Genomic DNA, 16,556 nt, shown 5'->3' with positions numbered 1-16,556 from the left:
CCTTCCCTTAGGGAAGGCTTTTTTACATCTGGGTTTAGCGTAGCGTCATCGCCAGGGCATTCAACTGATCGATAACGATATTCCAGCCTTCAAAAAATCCCATCTTTTCGTGTTGCTCACGGGTTTCATTATCTGCATGCAGTACCGTTGCCGTATAGCGACAGCCGTCGTTTTCATCCGCAAAGGTGATAATAGCCGTCATGGCAAACGGGGAAACGGCAGGGCGAAAGTCTGCGGTCAGCATTGAGGTCATGACTAACTTTTGCTGCGGAATGACTTCAAGAAAGCAGCCGGGATTATCGCTACGTTCACCGTCAGGGCCGTGCATCACGGTGTGAAAAGCCCCTCCGGGACGCAAATCAAAGGCCAGAACGTCGGTATACCATGGCTTAGGACACCACCAGGTTTTGAGTAAAGCCGGGTCGGCCCACGCGCGCCAGAGGGCTGTCGTGGGGGCGCTGAGTAGACGGCTGATGACGAGATCACGAGAATCGGTTGCGCTACGGGACATGCTACGGCTCCTCAAGAAGGGGGGAACCAGCCCGCGGCGCGGACCGGCTATCAGGATTCGTAGTAATTATAGATGCCAGCAGCCATGACCAACTGCGAAGCTACTTCGTATGCTTTTTCGCGACCGATCAGCAGGTCAATCATTTTTAGCGCGAAATCAATAGAGGTTCCCGGACCCTGGCTGGTTAACAGATTAACCCTTGGGTCCCAGACGACGCGTTTATCCTGCCACTGTTCGGCGGGGATTTGCTCTTTCAGCGCCGGGAAACCGGTGATGTTGCCGATGGGGAACAGATTATGTGGCACCAGGACGGTCGCTGGCGCAGCACAGATTGCTGCCACGATGCGCCCGGATAAATGAAATTGTCTTACGGTTTCTACCAGCAAAGGGCTGTCGCGAAAGCACTCGGCACCTTTAATACCGCCAGGTAAAACAATGATATCAAAATCGCCATCAGCGACTTCGACCAGCGGCGCATCCGCAAGTAGCTTCACGCCGCGCGAGCAAACGATGGTCAGATTGCCATCACTGGCGACGCTGGCGGTAGTCACTTTCACGCCGCCGCGCGCTAATAAATCGATAGTGGTGACCGCTTCGGTCTCTTCACTACCAGGGGCGAGGCAAATCAGTGCCGACGCGCTCATAAGTATTCTCCTTCCGCTTTACCTGTTCAAATAAACGGGCATTTTCTGGCACTGACAGACCGTGGGCCCGGGCGCGATTAAGCAGAAAACCGGTGATGTAGTCGATTTCCGTATGCCGCTGCGCGCGAATATCCTGCAACATAGATGAGATATTGTCTGCTGTACTTTCAATTACCTGATTTACATACAATAACAGGTTTTCCGCAGATGTATGAATGCCTTCACGTTGCATTACCGCTGCGACTTCATGACAGATTGCGCCGATCTCTTGCGGAAAATCTCGCAGATCGCCGTTTCTACAATCTTTCAGCGCAGTCAGGGGATTAATCACACAGTTGACGGCCAGCTTACTCCAAAGAGCAGGGTGAATATTGTCGTGCCAGGCGACATCCGGCAGGACGTTTTGCAGAATGTCGGCGAGGCCGCTGTAATCTTCGCTATAGCTTTTGGCTGGTCCAATATGAGTTGTTCCCTGCGCGACGTGAATGATGACGTTGCCATCGCGGCGGGCGGCATGAGTGGTGGACGCCAGCAGCAGTGGGTGTTTAACGCTTTTTAATTCATCAAGGGTGCCCATGCCGTTATGAATGAGCAAGATAGGCGCAGAAGCCGGTAAGATAGCAGCCAGATTTCTCACTGCCTGGGAAACCTGCCATGCCTTTAGCGTCACCAGTAGTAAATCGCTGGTGGCGAGAAAATCAGGATCGTTAGCGGTCATTGATTCGTTGAAATTACTACCGTCAGTCTCAATGAGATTAACGCTACAAAATGGTTGCGGGACGCGTAACCAGCCCTGAACCTCATGTCCGTTTTTATACAGCGCGGTTAACCATAGTTGTCCCAATGCACCGCATCCTAGTACGGTTACTTTCATTATTCCTCCTCACCTGCGACTTCCCAGGCGCTTGTAGCTAAAGTATAGCGTTATCAGCTAAGCTTCCGGGATAACAAGTTGAGTTATGCCGCGTTGCGGGTATTATGCAACGCAAAAGAAACGGAAGGAGAGGAAAAGATGCCATCTTTCGATATTGTCTCTGAAGTCGATCTTCAGGAAGCACGTAATGCGGTCGAAAACGCAAGCCGCGAAGTCGAGTCACGATTTGATTTTCGTAATGTTGAAGCCACCTTTGAGCTGAACGAAACCAGTAAAACCATCAAGGTGCTGAGCGAGTCTGATTTCCAGGTCAATCAACTGTTGGATATCCTGCGTGCAAAGCTACTCAAGCGCGGTATTGAAGGAAGCTCGCTTGACGTGCCGGAAAACTTCGTACACAGCGGGAAAACCTGGTTTGTTGAAGCTAAGCTGAAGCAGGGTATTGAAAGCGCAATACAGAAGAAAATCGTTAAACTGATTAAAGACAGCAAACTCAAAGTACAGACGCAGATTCAGGGCGAAGAAATTCGCGTCACTGGCAAATCCCGTGACGATCTGCAGTCGGTTATGGCGTTGGTTCGCGGCGGCGATCTTGGCCAGCCATTCCAGTTCAAAAACTTCCGCGATTAAAACGCAAAGCGATTCAGGCATTGTGTTGATATCCAGGCCGGAGAAGGCATAAGCCTCTCTCCGGCAAATTAAGTCCTCATTACCTATCTCTTCTGAACTTCTTTTTAATCCTTCACAAGGCATTTCATCATGCCGGTTTCATTACCCGCCGCAGGCTTATTATGCCCATCTGCTTTCAAATACAAATTCATAAAGATGAATTCACGCATGAATGATGAAGTTGAAGGATGAATAATCCCTGGGAGAGAAGAGGCGAGGGTCGTGATCTCAATCATGAAGTGAACAAAATTGAATATGTATAGAAAGAATTCACTTTTTGTTCATTATATTGATCGGGGAAACTGTAACGGAGTAAGGATATGGTGTTGTACGTGGCATTATTTATTACGCATCACAAGAACAGGTGATTTAGCGCTTGAAAAATGATGAGTCAACAACGCTTAAACGAGGAATTACGCTCGATGCACGGACAGGGGATGTCTCATATTTCGTATGAATTAAATCAACTTTCTTTGTGCCATGTAGGTATATGCATTCGGCGTAGACGATCTGAAAGATATAATTTTTAACTTATTTAATATTAATTTGTTGAATAGAACTGCATATAACGTTTGATGAGTTTACGTGCTTTTCACAGGGATTTTGTACGCATGACGCGTACTTAAAATAGTCAGGGTGAATATCGCTGCATAAGCGCAGGTTATTCTTTCTGGCTGCACTCAATCAATACTATCTTAGAAAGGTTCATATGAAATATCACGAAAATAAAAAAAGGTCCGTGAAATTAAACCCAATTGCGGCATCATTATTACTGCTGATGCCTGTAGTGGCGCAAGCGGAAATTTCTATTAAAAATGGCAGCGTTACTGAAGCCTCAAATGGTGTGCCGATTGTCAATATCGCGAAACCGAATAGCAATGGTCTTTCGCATAACGTATATGACACCCTGAACGTTGGCGCTGAAGGGGTGATCTTTAACAACGCGACAAGCGCGGCGCAGTCCGTGCTGGCTGGGCAGATTGCGGCCAACCCGAACCTTACGGACCGCAGCGCGATGGTTATTCTTAACGAAGTGACTTCAACGAATGCGAGTACCATTAATGGCATGATGGAAGTTGCCGGGGATTCCGCTCACTTAATCATTGCCAACCCTAATGGCATCACGACTCAGGGAGGCGGGTTCATCAACGCTGAAAAAGGGACGTTGACGACAGGTACGCCAAAATTAGGTGAGGATGGGCTGTTAAATGGCTATTCCGTTAATGGCGGAACGATTACTGTAAGTGGCTTTCAGAGCGAATCACCGACCGAAATTCTGGCGCGCAGTGTCGTTGTGAATGGTGCGCTTTCTGCCAGTGAGCTTAAGATTGTCGCGGGGAGTAATGCGGTCAACGCCGACGGCGTGGTCACCGACTCCGTAACGCCTACCGGTAACGCCAGTACCTACGGCGTGGATGTTTCTAAGCTCGGTGGTATGTATGCGAATAAAATTAGCCTTGTCAGCACTGAAAGTGGCGTAGGCGTGCGTAATCTGGGGACGATTTCTGCCGGGGATAGCGGTATTAAGATTACCAGTAACGGTAAACTACTTAACAACAATGCGGTTATTCAATCCAGTGGTGATATCACCCTGAACACCAACGGTGTTTTAGAAAATAGTGCAGGAAAAATCAATAGTGACAAAATGATCGCTATTGATACTGCGGGGAATAAAATAAGTAATATCAACGGTGGAAACATTTTAGCAACCACTAATAACTATATTACTAGCGGTAAATTCGATAATAGTAATGGTAAACTGGCTGCCGGACAAACGCTGGCTGTCAATACCAATGGCAACACTTTTACTAATACCGGTAAAGCTAAAACGGCGGGCATTGAGGCGGGTATCGTCGCAATCGAATCAGGTGATTTTGATAATAACAATGGTCAGATTTATGCTGGCTATGTTGGTCTGAAAAATACATCGTTAACCAATAATGGCGGCACTATTGATTCAACGGGCAATGTCGAAGTTGAAAGTACTGGAAACATTGAAAACGTAACTGGTTTGATTCGCTCCAGTGCTGGTGCTGTAAAATTAACGACAACCAAAGCAGTTAAAAACAACAACAACAAATCGGCCGATACCACGGGCGGTGAATCCTTGGGTATCGTCTCAGGTAATGGCATCGAGATTGCTGCTGACTACTTATTCAACTGGGCTGGCGAAATTGCTTCAGATGGTGACGTGAGCATTAAAACCACCAGTGATATTGATAACTATATGGGTAAAATTGAAAGCAGTAAGACTGTTTCAATTACTGGTCGCGACATGAATACCAGCCAATCGGGTATCAATGGCGGGGCGGGTGTTAATATCGATCTTAACAACTATTATAGCCGCCTGGGAGTAATAACTTCTGTGAACGGTGACGTAACCATTAAAGCCAATACAGTGAGTACAGACAGTTCGGTAATCAAAGCTAAAAATATCAGCATTGATTCAGGCGCTGATATTGATGCTAAATATACAATGATGGTTGCGGATGAAAAACTAGCGCTTAATGCGGTTGGTAAAATCACCAGTACTGACAGTGACAAATTTGGTTTCTATGTGGGGCAATACTTCGGCTATGGTAACCAGCAAGGCGGTCTAATTGGCGGTGAAGGGGTTGATATTACGGCTAAGAGCCTGAATAACGAATCTGGCCGTATTATTGCGCAAACCGGTGATGTAAATATTAATCTGACTGGCGATCTCGCAAGTAACAAGGGGCAGATTGTTGCTAATTCCGGGAAAATGACGATTGCTGCGAAGAAAATTGCTGCTGATTACGCAACAATTTATAGTTCAGGCAATATGCAGATAGATGCAACTGCGATATCATCAAAAGCAAGTGGCTCTGTTGCCAAAAATACCGCTACCGGTATCATCTCTTCAGATAGCGATATTTTAATTAATATCAATGGTGACTACAATAACACTGGATGGGTGAATGCTGCAGGCAATCTGACAGTAAATACTTCCGGTTATGTGACAAATAATCACGCCTTTAATGCAGGTGGTGATTTAAATCTGACTGGCAAAACTATTACTAACAACAGCGATATTGCAGCTGGTAATACACTTAATATCACCACTGCTAATGATTTAACTAATAATCTCGGCGCGAATATTACAGCTAAGACTACTAATGTCACCGCTAAAAATATCTCAAACTGGTCAAACCTGGTAGCTGATAGTCAGTTAAATGTCACTGCGAGTAATAATATTTACAATTACGGTAATTTGTATACCAGCGGTAAGGCTGTTATCAATGCCAAGAAAATAGTTAATACTGGTTTCTGGGCTGTATTAGGCGGAGCTCAAGGATTTGAGACTACTGCCAATGTTGTAAATGTATTTGGTACCGTTGTAGGTAAATAAATAACTTAGGTTGAAGGTAAAAGCGGTAAGGGATTACTGCTTTTACCTGATTAGGGTATGAAATGGATATTCGCAATATAGTAATTATTAGCCTGGTATTGTTGATTACCGGCCCTGCAGTAGCGGCTGATGCTCAGTTAGGGCGGCTTGTAAAAGACCAGCAAAGCAATGATAACGCTGCGTTCAAAGACCGAAAAATAGAACAAAAGGATGTGTTCTCCGATGCCATCGCAAAAAAAGAAACCGATAGCACATTCCCGCTGGAAACTCCGTGTTTTCAAATTGATGAATTAGTACTTAGCAATGATTTTTTAGACGACCGCGGATTAAATAAAATTAAAAAACAGGTTGCTGGAAAATGCTTAGGGATGAATGGGTTGAAAAAAGCTGCTGTGCTTTTTCAAGATTACTATATAAATGCAGGATATATAACAACGAGGGTGGAAATTCCATCTCAAGATCTCTTGACTAAAAAATTAAATTTGGCAGTGATACCTGGAAGGATTTCTGAGGTTGTCATTGTTGATAACGATATAAGTAAATGGGTTTTGCCATTTTCAGAAGGTGATATTCTCAATATCAGGGATGTTGAGCAGGCTTTGGAAAATATACAGAGAACACCTGAAGTTGATGTTAAAATTAACATAGTACCAGGTCCTAAAAATGGCACGAGCAATCTGGTAATTAATACACAACTAAAAAAAACATGGAGCGTCAGAGCTTCGTATAATAACTATGGTGATGATAGCACTGGAAACCAACTTATTGGTGGAGTGGGGTATTTATATAATGTCACTAGTTTGAGCGATGTTTTTTACCTTGCAGGAACGGGTAGTCAGACCGGGGGGTATAAAAATGCTAGTGCCTATTATAGTGTGCCTTTTGGATATACCGATCTAAGTCTTTTTTATAGTAAAAGTAAATCCACTCAGGGTATTGATGTTGGTACATATACTTTTGATTATGTAGGTGAGACGGAATATTTCAGCCTCAAAGGTAATCGTATGCTATACCGCAATGTGAACTCTAAATTGTCTGCGAGTGCTGAATTGATCAGACGGAAATATGACTACACATTGGGTGGGACAGAACTGGTTTTGCAAAAACGAGATATGGGTAACATACGGTTAGGATTAAATTATAAGAGAAACTTTACCGGGGCTGCATTGGATTCCACATTAACCTGGCAACGGTTTACCAGGGCTTTTGGTGGCACTGACACACCAGACATGCGTACTGGCACTGTGAGTAAGAAAAGTCAAATAGTAAACCTTAATGTGAACTATGTTAAATGGTTAACTATGTTGCCAGCCAACGCCTATTACGAACTTAATTTTGGTGCTCAGTATTCACCAGATAATTTGACGTTACAGGATCAATTTACAATAGGCGATCGTTGGAGTGTACGTGGTTTTCAAAACAGCGATGGTATCTATGGGAATAAAGGTTTTTTTATACAAAATACCCTGAATGTGGTGACTGGATTTGACGGTATCACCCCTTATGTTGGCACAGATTATGGACAAATAATTGGTAAGTTACCTTCACAAGACCTGAGTGGGAAAAAGATAATGGGTGGAGTCTTAGGAGTTAAAGGCGCGGTGAAAGCGGTCGAGTATGATGCTTCGTTATCAACACCTTTTCTCTATCCGGATGATTTCGATGTGGATAAGTATAAGCTTAATTTCAATTTTGCGTACCAGATTTAATTCTTTTGGAAATATGTAATGCGTATTGGTACAGATATTGTCGAAGTAGCAAGAATAAAAAAGGCTATTGGTAATCATAAGTCGGGGTTTCTTCAGAGAGTATTTACGAATAATGAAATAAAAGAAATCGATGTTATTGATCTAAATTATGAACGAGCCTCAGGATTTTGGGCTGCAAAGGAGTCTCTGGTAAAAGCCATTGGCTACGGATTTGGCCATGGAATTCGATTCCATGATATTGAAGTTGTTCATGACGAATATGGAAAACCTGAGTTTATATTATCCGGTAGAGTTAGGGATATTCTTAATGAGCAGCGAGTGATGAATATGTCATTAAGTATTTCACATTGCCGGACATATGCGATAGCCGTAACCATCATATATTAATTTAAGGCATTCATATAAAATGTATAAATATAACGATCTTGCAAGTAAAAAGGTGCTGATTACTGGTGCTAGCGGCGACATAGGTCTTGCAATTTGTGGGAAATTTCTTGAGCAAAAATGTATTGTTTATGCATTATATAAATCGAATGACGAACCGCTGCTTGCACTGAAAGAAAATCATGCCAATGGTGACTTGCTACATATTTTGCCTTGCGATCTCACGAACCGGGAAGAAGTCGTGGCGTTGTGCGAGCGCCTGACCATAGATGCCGGAAGACTGGACGTGCTGGTGAATAATACGGGAATTGTTAAAGATAGCCTCTTTGCATCAATGAGTTTTGATGATTTTTATTCGGTTATCAACATCAATTTACTTAGTCTGTTTCGGTTAACGAAAGAAGCATTAATGTTATTACGTTCAGCGGAAAGTCCAGTTGTTATCAACGTTGCATCTGTTGCAGCTCTGGTACCAAGCATTGGCCAGGCAAACTATTGTGCATCCAAAGGTGCAATTTTAAGTTTCACCCGCACTCTTGCGGCTGAACTGGCCCCGCGGGGAGTGCGTGTTAATGCGGTAGCGCCAGGAATGATTGAATCTAAAATGGCGAAGAAGGTTCCCCGTACCGTGGTTCGTGAGGTGACTAACTCAATTCCATTAAAACGACTCGGAAAATGCGATGAGGTAGCAAACGTCATTGTTTATTTAAGCTCTTCAGCATCCAGCTATATTATAGGGCAAACCATCGTGGTTGATGGTGGCATGGTAATGCGGTGATTTATGTCTAAGTATCCGATACCGCCGAAAATATTTCTTGCTATGGGGGGCTGGCGTCAACCTCTACTTATGGTCGACCAGATCATTGATTATAAGTATGGCGAGAATGGTTTTATCAAAGTTATAAAACATGTGACTTATAATGATCCTTATCTACTTGGGCATTTCCCAGAGGATCCCATTATGCCAGGAGCTATTATTTCTGAAATATTTGGCCAGGCAAGCGAGTACTACTCTTTTCTCACTGATATCTGTGATATTTACCAGGGGCGAACGGGTGAAGAACTGAGATCATTGCGTGACATTCATGCCTATATTAAGCATCCGGATATGCTAAGTACAATACGTACGAGGCGCTCGCAGGTACGTGGAGTGTTAGCTTCTCAGAACTTGAAGTTTAAAGGGACAGCTTACCCGGGAGATACGATTGAAGTGGTAAGTAAACTCTCATTTTCTGATGAAAGTGGGTTTAAACATTATTTAGTCACGGCTAATGTCGGAAAGAAGATCATTAGCCAGGGCGTGATTATTAATTTTAGAGAAGTCATTTAATTACCAAGGAGAGCAGGTGTGACCAACATTAATGATGAAATCGATGAAAGAAAAAAAATAATCATTACGATTAAATCCGAAATTATTCAACGCCTAAATGTTCAACGTGAGGCACATCAAATTGATGATGACACACCGCTGTTTGGCAATGGACTGAAACTAGACTCTGTAGATGCCACGGAAATAATCGTAATGCTTGATAAAACCTTCAACATTCAGGTTTCGGAAGGTGATGACCCAGCCTATATGCGAAGCATAAATAATCTGGCATCTTTCATTCTAAAGAAAAAAACATCCTGAATTGATAGGTTATATTAAAGGCTATTTTATGAATTTACTTTCTGATCTCCACTTTAAAAATAATGCGGTTATGGGAATCTATAATCATCAATGCGTACCTTCTTCATATCATGATATTTTTGAAGAATATAAGGCTGTGCGTGAAAATGCCTTGTTGGTGGATTATTCTCATATGTCTATCATCAGTGTGATGGGAGATGATGCATGGGCGTTGGTGAACTACATGGTTTCGGCTGATGTATCTATAATCCGTGATGAGCAGGGCATTTACTCCCTACTGCTAAACGCTGATGGGGATATCCGTGGTGATGCATATGTTTTGTGCGCCGCTGATGGTTATTATATTTTATCCGAGAGCCTTACTTCTAAAGAAATTATAGATGTACTCAACGAAGTACTGACTAAAGCTGAGGAGTTAGATATTCAGGAGATCCCTGAAATCAAAGCGATGGAGGAAAATAATTGGGGGACTATTATGCTGGAAGGCCCCTATGCCTGGGAGATAATGGCGGAGGTTTATGGCTTTGATATCATTGGTCTACCATATTATGAATATATGAACACTGATGATGAGTTAATGGTTTTCCGCTGTGGAAAACATGGTGAATTTGCATATCAGTTGATCGGCCCACAAGCAACGCTAGTCACAATGTGGATGAAGTTACAAGAAATAGGGGCTAAGTATTTGCTCAAAACCGGCGGTTTAGATTATCAACGACTGGTGAGAGTAGAAAATCCAGGATGGGACGAAAGCCTTTATAATAATTACTCCCGTAATCCAGTAGAACTACAAATGCAGTGGGCTGTACAGTATGACAAGGAAGACTTTATTGGTAAGAGTGCGGTAGAAGAACTATCGCGGAAGGGTGTTGAACGCAAACTCGTTGGAATTGCTCCTGATGTCGAATGTAGTCACATCGACTCAAATGACCTTGTGATGGTTAATGGACATCAAGTCGGTGTTATTGTTAAAGCCGCATATTCTCCTGCTAAACAGCATTGGATCGCGTTGGCACTTATTGACGAATGCTATGCATTAGCGGATATCTCCGGTTTTACTATTCAAACTGTAAATGGGGAAATCACAGCCAAAACCCAAAATGTCCCTTTTATTTATAATCTGAGTTTATTGGTTAACCCAACAATCCATAGTTATGTTGATGAATTGAAGGCGAAAAGCGCGCTTGAAGCGGTATAACAATTAGCGACTTTATTCTTAACTCGGCATTCTCGGAATCGTTGTTAACAACTCTGGATAGAACATAAAAATATGAAAACGAGCAGAAAAAGAGTAGTTATTACCGGCATGGGAATATTGTCATCCCTCGCCGACAATATTGCAGACTTCAGGCAAGCGCTGTTGGCTAAAAAAAATGGTATTGCTGACAGTGCTCGCTTTTCTAAATGGTTTGCGAATGCCCGAGCTGCTGAAATGCTGCATAAAATTCATTGTCCCGAATTATCTGAAGAAATTGTTGCATCGCTCGATAATGCCGCGCTTTGGGCTTACAAAGTTGGTAAGGAAGCACTAGAGCAGGCAGAACTGGCCGCCAATCGCGAGTGTCTGGAAGAGATGGGGATGATTGTGGGCGTTTCTTCTGCGGGTACAGAGGCGTTTCTTCCACTCTTCGAGCAGCGTATTCAGGACTTTTCATTAAGAAAGGCTCTGTTTTCAGGCAGTTTTTCATCATGTTGCTCCAGCGCTTCAACGCTACTGGGCTTGAAGGGCGGAGTGGAACTTGTTGCGACGGCTTGTACTGCAAGCCCGAATGCCGTCGGTATGGCTTTTGATTATATCCAAAATGGCAAAAGTAAGGCTATGTTGGCGGTAGGTACAGAACCCATCTATTTACCCACTTTCGCGGGTTTTTATGCCTTGAATGTTATGCATCCGCAATCCTGTTCGCCATTTTCAGGGCATTCAGGGATGTCTATTGGTGAGGGCGCGGGGGCCATTGTACTCGAGGAGTATGAACATGCGGTGGCGCGTGGCGCGACCATCTTCGGTGAAATTCTTTCTTACGCGACATCTTGCGACGCATATCATGAAACAGGTCCCGACCCACGCGCCAGTGGCGCAGTGCAGGTTATGCAAAAAGCGATGGCGAATGCTGGGGTCAAGCCTGAACAAATTGATTATGTCAATGCGCATGGCACAGGTACGGAAGCTAATGATCAAATCGAAACTCTGGCAATGAAGAAGGTTTTCTCCGGAGCAGAAAATTTGTTAATAAGTTCCACAAAATCTTATTTTGGCCACAATATTGGGGCGGCAGGAATTGTCGAACTTATTGCGTGCCTGGTGACTCTGCCAGAAAAAAATGTTCTGCCAACATTAAATTTTTCGCAGGCGCGCCCCAATTGCGATCTGGACTATGTACCGAACGAGTTTCGTAAAAAAGATATCAATATCTTTATGAAGAACAATTATGCTTTCGGCGGTAATAACTGCTGCATGATTGTCAGCACAAAACCTTGTTCAGTTCCACTGACCACCTATGAAGCAAAACGAGTTGCTATTACTGGAGTAGGCGCTGTATCGGCTATAGGTCACACTCTAAATGAGATTCTTCATTATATCCATGAAGGCGACAGCTCAGTAGAACTCAGCGGTGTTGTCTTTCCTGATGACACGCTTGACGAGGCGAAAGAGCTGTTGGGTGTATTGGCCAAAACCAATCAGTTTGCGGATATATTTGGTGGTGAATATCAGGAAGAGGCGTACAAGCAGCCGGAGACAGAAGAGAATTTTAAAACTTATCAGGTGAAAGGCCTGGAACCACGCAAACATCTACGTCGATACGACCCGCGTAAGGCAACTCGCGGCGGTACGTTTGCTCTTCTTGCACTTTCAGAAACTTTGCATATGGCTAAACGCAAGATCAAACGAGATGGAGATGATCTGGGTATGGTTCTGGGAATGGCACGAGGGCCGCAAGAAACAACCTATAAGTATTTGCAAAGTTTGAAACCTGACCCGCGGAAAGTTCGGACTTCGGAATTTCCCGGCTCTCTAATGAACTCAATTACAACATTTTGCGGGATCTCAGAAGGGGTCAAAGGATATACAACAACGTTGGCGACCGGTGAAAATGCTGCGCTTGGTGCATTGACCTATGGCTATGAAATTGTTCGCCAACAGCTCCAACCGCAGGTTGTAATTGGCGGGGCTGATGAATACTTTCCTTCTATGTCGCTTTATATGGATGCGGTGACAAATAAAATTCATATGATGTCCGATCCGGCTGATTATCAGATATATGGCAAAGAAGCACAGGGCTACGTACCAGGTGAAGGCGCATGCATGATGCTCCTGGAAGATCCACAGTCAGCAGTGGCCCGCGGCGTTGAGGTATTAGCTGAAATCGCCGGTTATGGTAAGGCATGTAGCAATACCTATTTTGATGTGACACAGGTTGAGGAGAAATCCGCAGCAATGTCTATGGCTATTACTCGCGCGCTTGCGGATGCAGGTATTACCTCGAAAGAAATTGATTTAGTTTGTGGGACCAGTAATGGTAGCGAAGTAAATTCATTGATAGAAACGAATGCGATATATACGTCATTTCATCGCCTTAATCCTCATGTACCGGTTGTGAATTATAATGCATTCTTTGGCTTTGTCGCCTCTTCTGCAGGTCTGCTAAACCTGACGGTTCTTCTTGATTGTATTCGCAGACAATCGGTTCCTGCTATTCCTTATACTCGAAAATTTTCTGATGAGAGACTCAACTTTGTGAACCAATCACTTAATATACCTATTAGATACGCTCTTTTAATTGGCGCTACTGAGGGCGGAAACTATTACGCTATTGTGATAAAAGGATAATAAGGTGAGCGAAAGGGCTATTATTTCTGGTTTCAGTGTGTGTTTACCGTATGCAGAGAATGGTTCGCTGTTAATTGAAAATTTGCGGCAAGGTAAACGGATACACTTATCTCCATGGTTTACTTCAGATAAACAGGCTATCGACTGCGGATTTTCTGGCAATATAATGATAGCTAAACTAAAACGGGATAATGATAGCGCTTTTGACCTGGTATATAAACTTATCAATGAAACCTTAATTCAGGCTGGCCTCAATGAAGACTGCCTGAAAGGTGATAGGGTCAGAGTATACATTACAGGAATAGGTCCTCGCGTTGATGTCATGGATTATAGGAATTTCTATAATTATAATGATATGGAAGATGTTTCATTGATATCCTCAATCAAAAACTTATCAGTGAAAAATATGTCGCAGGACACGGTTTCCTATCGCCTTGCAAAACGATACGAATTAAAACATCTTCCCCCAAATATGAACTGCACCAGTAACTCTTCACTCACCGCTATCCATCTGGGGACCAGGGCAATAGTGCAAGGTGGTATTGATCTGGCGCTGATTATCAATATTTCAAAAATTAAATATCAAGATCTAGTGTTCCTTGAGAGCCAGGGAATGTTGGAGAGTGAAATGGTCCAACCCTTCGGTATAAACAGTAATGGTGTCATTTTTGCTGAGGGGTATGGCGCTATGTTACTGGAAAGTCAACAGCACCGATTAGGGCGAGGGAAAAGCTATGGAATAAGCATTACTTCGGCTTATAAGCAGATTAATGCTGGGCGTAGTAATGATTCCTACTGGCAAAGTACTAGTATTCTAAAGTTGATTAATTCAATGCTAAATGATAATGGTATAAAAAAAGAAGACCTTTGTGCATTTATTCCCCATGGTAATGGTACCTCATCAAGTGATAATGTTGAGGCAAAAGCCATCACCATGTATGCCGGTGAAAATGCTCTTCCAGTATTGGCCTATAAAGGACAAATTGGCTATACCGCAACAGGTTCTGGATTAATCGATTTAGTTATTGGTCATCATATACTTCTTGATAGAGAATTAATTTTCCCTGTCGTTAACGATCAGATTCGAGAGGATGTCGCACATCATATCTCCTTAGAGGGGGGCGTAAGTAAACATGCTAAAAAACACCTCCTGAAAACTGGCTTAGGGGTCGACGGTTCCGTCGTTGCACTTTTGATGACTAATTTGAATAAGAATGCTGATTGATATGGAGAATAGTATGTATCTGTCTTCATATTCGTTCATGGAACCAGACGAGCCATTTTATTTATACTACCCGAGTTGGCTAAATGTATGGGAGTCTCACTCATACAATACTGCCTTGAAAACTACGGGAGCTAATGGCTGGAGATTCAAACGTTTTGGTTCAAGAAGTGAAATTTATACTCGAGAGATTACACGGCGTCCTGAACATACTCCGTATATTAACGCCTTCGATAAAGTATCAGATGCCGCATTGCATAGCATGTCAGCGAAAGAAAGGATGCTGTTACTGAAATCGAGAACTGCTTTTATTTATATTGATTCCTGGGGGGAATCAGGTGTCTTTGAGTACAATATCAGTAGTCTCAATTTATCTACTATTGATACTCTACCAAAGAACTTGGTTAAGAAATTTTCAATCAGTGATGTTACTTGCAAAATTCGTGGCGAAAAATTTTCCCTTTATCAAGCGATGGCAATGGCGCAAGATTATCTTACATGGGATGTATTTGACTTTGTCGTCATCTGCGGAGGATATCGTGCTGTGCCATTGTTGGCATTTACAGCTGAAAGTATGATCCAGAGTGAAGTAAAAAACAAGAAAAGACTCATTCCTGGGGTAAATACATCAATAGAAAGAGTGGGGTGTTTTATTTTTAGTAAAAGGGAGAGTGGTTTAAAAATACATTGTGGTCCATATATACATACTGCAACCAATAACCCACATTTACCAGGTGTTGAAAATACAGATGATATAGATATCATTGCATATGTCGGAGGAATCAATAAAACAAAACCCTCTCCTCATACCGGCATCGATCTTATTGCTCGCTACGGTTGTAGCGGATGTATGACACCGGCCCTAAGTTGGCAATATATTAATCAGTATGCATTGCATAATGGCTGTCTCAGAACTGTTATTCCAGGTGTGGCTAGCGGCTATGCCTATTTTGATACCTGGTACCAATAGGAGGGGATATGCGCAGTAATATAACAGAGTTACCTGATATTTCATTATCTGGTATATATAAGACTTATGGCTATCAGGACAATATGACTTATGCTCTAAATAATATTAATATGGATGTTGTGAAAGGCGAGTTTCTTGCGTTATGCGGGCCTTCTGGTAGCGGTAAGAGCACTTTACTTAATATACTTTCCGGTATTGATATGCCGACTGCTGGCAATGTTTTCTTTCTGCATAAAAATCTCAATATGTTGTCAGACAAAAATCTTGCAAGCCTTCGCAGTCGTCATTTAGGCTTCATATTTCAATTTTTCAATTTAATACCGGTGCTGAGTGTTTTTGATAATGTTTATTATCCCCTGAAGCTTAATGGTCATTTTAGTACGAAAGAGGCCAGAGAGAGAACGTTACATTTCCTGGATAGTGTTGGTTTATCCCATTTATTGGCAAGAAAACCTGGCCAGTTGTCAGGTGGTCAACAGCAACGGGTCGCTATTGCAAGGGCGCTAGCGCATAGCCCTGAAGTTATTGTCGCTGACGAACCTACAGGTAATCTGGATCTTGCTACCGGTGAATCAATTCTTGACCTCCTGCTTGAGATTAATCAACGGACGAAAACAACATTTATTATCTCAACACACTCGTCCCAGCTTAAAGATCGTGCTCGACGGAGAGTAGATATCAAGGATGGAGCAATAATTTATGATTCAGCGATGTAATCTTTGTAGCGTTTTGCTCCTGTGTCTT

15 protein-coding genes are annotated in these 16,556 nt (G+C 43.0%); 12 read left to right on the top strand and 3 right to left on the bottom strand.

Annotation, left to right across the window (positions count from 1 at the left end):
• Positions 1-34: 34 nt before the first annotated feature.
• From ABLU80_RS06725 to panE, 3 genes are read right to left on the bottom strand one after another with little or no spacing between them, the layout of a single operon-like run.
• Complete coding sequence (locus ABLU80_RS06725) at positions 35-511, bottom strand: SRPBCC family protein (protein WP_047064199.1); 477 nt, start codon at positions 509-511, stop codon at positions 35-37.
• Between the two features lie 50 nt (positions 512-561).
• A complete protein-coding gene (gene yajL, locus ABLU80_RS06720; protein ID WP_047058570.1) occupies positions 562-1,155 on the bottom strand; it encodes a protein deglycase YajL in 594 nt (197 codons plus the stop codon).
• Entirely contained in the window at positions 1,118-2,029 is a 912-nt protein-coding gene (panE, locus tag ABLU80_RS06715; protein ID WP_015704565.1) for a 2-dehydropantoate 2-reductase, read from the bottom strand. Before panE ends, yajL begins: the two co-directional genes overlap by 38 nt.
• Positions 2,030-2,167: 138 nt before the next feature.
• Here panE and ABLU80_RS06710 point away from each other — a divergent pair, with 138 nt between their 5' ends.
• The 12 genes from ABLU80_RS06710 (at position 2,168) to ABLU80_RS06655 (ending at position 16,528) form a co-directional block, all read left to right on the top strand.
• A complete protein-coding gene (locus ABLU80_RS06710; RefSeq protein WP_015367982.1) occupies positions 2,168-2,659 on the top strand; it encodes a YajQ family cyclic di-GMP-binding protein in 492 nt (163 codons plus the stop codon).
• Between the two features lie 748 nt (positions 2,660-3,407).
• Positions 3,408-6,068 carry a filamentous hemagglutinin N-terminal domain-containing protein gene (locus ABLU80_RS06705; RefSeq protein WP_047064197.1) on the top strand — a complete coding sequence of 887 codons (2,661 nt, stop codon included), beginning with the start codon at positions 3,408-3,410 and terminating at the stop codon, positions 6,066-6,068.
• A gap of 62 nt (positions 6,069-6,130) precedes the next feature.
• Entirely contained in the window at positions 6,131-7,777 is a 1,647-nt protein-coding gene (locus ABLU80_RS06700) for a ShlB/FhaC/HecB family hemolysin secretion/activation protein (RefSeq protein ID WP_348849845.1), read from the top strand.
• Positions 7,778-7,795: 18 nt separating this feature from the next.
• Positions 7,796-8,164 (top strand): holo-ACP synthase, encoded by a 369-nt coding sequence (gene acpS / locus ABLU80_RS06695; RefSeq protein WP_072058462.1) that lies wholly within the window; start codon positions 7,796-7,798, stop codon positions 8,162-8,164.
• Positions 8,165-8,183: 19 nt separating this feature from the next.
• Positions 8,184-8,939 carry an SDR family NAD(P)-dependent oxidoreductase gene (locus tag ABLU80_RS06690; RefSeq protein ID WP_015367978.1) on the top strand — a complete coding sequence of 252 codons (756 nt, stop codon included), beginning with the start codon at positions 8,184-8,186 and terminating at the stop codon, positions 8,937-8,939.
• 3 nt (positions 8,940-8,942) lie between these two features.
• Positions 8,943-9,491: a 3-hydroxyacyl-ACP dehydratase FabZ family protein gene (locus ABLU80_RS06685; protein WP_047080996.1), complete on the top strand. Its 549-nt coding sequence runs from the start codon at positions 8,943-8,945 to the stop codon at positions 9,489-9,491.
• An 18-nt stretch (positions 9,492-9,509) separates the two neighbouring features.
• On the top strand, positions 9,510-9,791 hold the full coding sequence (locus ABLU80_RS06680) for a phosphopantetheine-binding protein (RefSeq protein WP_015367976.1): 282 nt from the start codon (positions 9,510-9,512) through the stop codon (positions 9,789-9,791).
• Between the two features lie 28 nt (positions 9,792-9,819).
• Complete coding sequence (locus ABLU80_RS06675) at positions 9,820-10,989, top strand: aminomethyltransferase family protein (RefSeq protein ID WP_042893569.1); 1,170 nt, start codon at positions 9,820-9,822, stop codon at positions 10,987-10,989.
• Between the two features lie 72 nt (positions 10,990-11,061).
• Positions 11,062-13,620: a beta-ketoacyl-[acyl-carrier-protein] synthase family protein gene (locus ABLU80_RS06670; RefSeq protein WP_072035676.1), complete on the top strand. Its 2,559-nt coding sequence runs from the start codon at positions 11,062-11,064 to the stop codon at positions 13,618-13,620.
• Between the two features lie 4 nt (positions 13,621-13,624).
• Positions 13,625-14,845: a beta-ketoacyl synthase gene (locus ABLU80_RS06665; RefSeq protein ID WP_042893571.1), complete on the top strand. Its 1,221-nt coding sequence runs from the start codon at positions 13,625-13,627 to the stop codon at positions 14,843-14,845.
• A 13-nt stretch (positions 14,846-14,858) separates the two neighbouring features.
• Complete coding sequence (locus tag ABLU80_RS06660) at positions 14,859-15,812, top strand: ATP-binding protein (protein ID WP_163331498.1); 954 nt, start codon at positions 14,859-14,861, stop codon at positions 15,810-15,812.
• A gap of 8 nt (positions 15,813-15,820) precedes the next feature.
• Positions 15,821-16,528 (top strand): ABC transporter ATP-binding protein, encoded by a 708-nt coding sequence (locus ABLU80_RS06655; RefSeq protein ID WP_042893796.1) that lies wholly within the window; start codon positions 15,821-15,823, stop codon positions 16,526-16,528.
• Positions 16,529-16,556 lie beyond the last annotated feature (28 nt).

This window comes from Klebsiella sp. CN_Kp104 (assembly GCF_040064515.1).
Classification (GTDB): domain Bacteria; phylum Pseudomonadota; class Gammaproteobacteria; order Enterobacterales; family Enterobacteriaceae; genus Klebsiella; species Klebsiella aerogenes.
The sequence above is the reverse complement of the archived record's forward strand: the minus strand, read 5'-3'. Positions and strand labels throughout refer to the sequence as shown.